At 40.6% G+C, this 2,707-nt stretch carries 3 protein-coding genes; all 3 read left to right on the top strand.

The features are described from left to right. A partial coding sequence (locus tag AAC037_RS23225; protein WP_339905985.1) for a Gfo/Idh/MocA family oxidoreductase occupies positions 1–1,004 on the top strand: 1,004 nt, incomplete at its 5' end. Between the two features lie 164 nt (positions 1,005–1,168). Continuing rightward, entirely contained in the window at positions 1,169–2,194 is a 1,026-nt protein-coding gene (locus AAC037_RS23220) for a PfkB family carbohydrate kinase (RefSeq protein WP_339905983.1), read from the top strand. A 32-nt stretch (positions 2,195–2,226) separates the two neighbouring features. Next, positions 2,227–2,707: cytosine permease (locus AAC037_RS23215; protein ID WP_339905982.1), on the top strand; the 481-nt coding region annotated here is incomplete at its 3' end.

Here is a 2,707-nt window from a genome sequence, read left to right as displayed (position 1 = left end):
GCGATATAAATAAGGAAGCATTGAAGTGGTACAAGCAGATCCCAAGCATTGAATTGCTGACCACAGATTATAGGGCTTTGCTGGATTCTCCAGAGGTAGATGTAGTCTATGTGGCCCTTCCTCATCACCTGCACCAAGAGTATTACCTGAAGGTATTAGAAGCCGGAAAGGATTTGTTTGCGGAAAAACCTTTCGGGATTGACCTTAAAGCAGCTGAAATAATTAAAGCTAAAATTGATGAATCAGGTAGTTTTGTTAGATGCAGTTCTGAAATGCCCTTTTTTCCCGGCGCACAGCGGGTGATCAAGGAGATTTTATCCGGGAGTTTGGGGGAAATCATGGAAGTCAGGGCAGGATTTTGCCATTCCAGTGATATGGATCCCCTTAAGCCGATAAACTGGAAGAGACAATCCCGATTTTGCGGGGATATTGGAGTAATGGGAGACTTGGGCATGCATGTGATGCATATTCCTTTGAGGATGGGATGGAATCCCAATAGGGTCTATGCACAACTTCAGAAAATTGTCAATAAGAGACCTGATGGAAAAGGAGGATGGACTGACTGTGACACATGGAACAATGCCCATCTTTCATCTACCCTATCGATTGAAGGTAGGGAAGTGCCTATGTTATTGGAAATGAAAAGATTGGCTCCCGGAGAAACAAATACTTGGTACATTGAAGTTTTTGGGACAGAAGGGGGAGTAAAATACAGTACCAAAGATACCAAGACGTTTTGGAAATTTACCAGAGAAAAAGAACAGGCCTGGCAACGCGTGGACCTGGGTTTTCAAGGACCTTTTACAACCATTACCGGTGGGATATTTGAATCGGGATTTACGGATTGTTTCATGCAGATGTTAGCAGCGTATTTTGCAGAGAGGGGAGGATTTCTTGACGGTAGGTTTGGTTGTGTAACTCCCGAAGAGGCCGTAATGAGTCATCAACTGTTTGATGCAGCTTTAAAGTCACATAAGGAAAGTACTGTCAGAGAAATTGATTAAATGCATTAATTATCCAAAAGAGAAATTTCCTTCCGTGAATGTTTTCACCAAAGCCTTCAAATGGAGGGAGCACTAATATTATTAAAAATTTGAAGCAAATGATGTTTTTGGAAGGTTAATGATTAAAAAATGCACCCAAAAAATCTTTACGAAGGGTTAAAAAAATGAAGGAAAGTAAAAGAAGTGGTATACTGGCTGGGGGAAATTGGATTTTGGATTTCATCAAAATGATTGATGTTTATCCAAATGAAAATGCCTTGGCTAACATTCTCAGTCAAAATACCGGCAATGGAGGTGCTCCTTTTAATGTGTTGAAGGCCATACGTAAAATGGAGTTTTCAATCCCCCTTGAAGGTGTTGGTGTGTTGGGTGATGACGAATATGGGGATGATATTTTGGGCCAATGTGAAAGCCTTGGACTTGAAACGAGACAAATGAAGCGCTTAAAAGGGGTGGATACTTCCTTTACCGATGTAATGACTGTTTCCTCAACCGGAAAACGAACTTTCTTTCACCACCGTGGAGCAAATGCCTTATTGGAAGAAAAACATTTTGATTTTGAGGTGTCCAATGCAAAATTTTTCCACTTGGGGTACTTGTTGTTGCTGGATAATTTAGATAAAATCCATTCGGATGGACTTTCCGGAGCGGCTAAAGTACTTAAGAAGGCGAAGGAAGCAGGAATGATTACATCTGCTGACATTGTAAGTGAACAATCGGATAGATATACTGAGGTAATACCACCTTCACTTCCTTATATTGATTGTCTTTTTATTAATGAACTTGAAGCACATAACCTTACAGGAATTCAACTAATGGATGGAGAAGGTAAATTTTTAATACCCAATGGTTTTAATGGAGCAAAAAAAATCCTAGACATGGGTGTTTTGAGTTGGGTAATAATCCATTTTCCTTATGGGGCCTTAGCCATGAATAAAGCAGGAGTTAAGCTTCTTCATCCGTGCGTAGAAATGCCTAAAGCCTTGGTGAAAGGAACAGTAGGTGCCGGAGATGCTTTTGCTGCAGGCGTATTAGCCGGGATGAATGAAGGCTGGGAGATGAAAGCTTCCCTTCAATTGGGGGTCACTGCCGCAGCTACAAGTCTTATGGATAATACTGCTACTGAAGCCATTTTGCCATGGCGAGAATGCCTTCAGTTTGGCAATAAATACGGTTATAAAAAATTGTAAATTTATTTAATAATGTAAAAATTGAAATCCCTATGGAAGAAGGAACTATTGATAATCAAGTAGAAAGAGGAGATGAAGTCAGGTCCAGGCTGCCTCTTTCCAAACGTTTAGGCTTTTGGAGCAATACCTTTATCCTATGGGGATTGGTGCTTACGGTTACCAGTTTGCTAGTGGGAGGCCTGGTAGGCACTCAGCTGGCATTCAAGGATGCAGTAATTGTAATAGCCATGGCAGGCCTTTTCAATAGTCTGGTAGCTATTCTTATTGGAATAATTGGAGCCAGAACAGGCTTCACTAGCGCAATGATTTTTAGGTATTCTTATGGAAATAAAGGGGTATTGCTTCCCAATTTTATTATTGCCATCACCACCGTAATATGGTTTGCAGTGATTTTAAACCTTACCAGGGATTCTTTTGTCAGTATAATTGGCGTAAGCAGTGAGACTTCGGTGCTCTTCTATGGAATTACGCTATTAATGGCCATTTATTCCTTATTCCTGCTTACAAAACCAT

Source organism: uncultured Cyclobacterium sp., from assembly GCF_963976465.1.
Classification (GTDB): domain Bacteria; phylum Bacteroidota; class Bacteroidia; order Cytophagales; family Cyclobacteriaceae; genus Cyclobacterium.
The sequence above is the reverse complement of the archived record's forward strand: the minus strand, read 5'-3'. Positions and strand labels throughout refer to the sequence as shown.

Excerpts from the sequence above, each read along its gene's own strand:
- AAC037_RS23220 (WP_339905983.1), top strand. The coding sequence starts at position 1,169 with ATGAAGGAAAGTAAAAGAAGTGGTATACTGGCTGGGGGAAATTGGATT.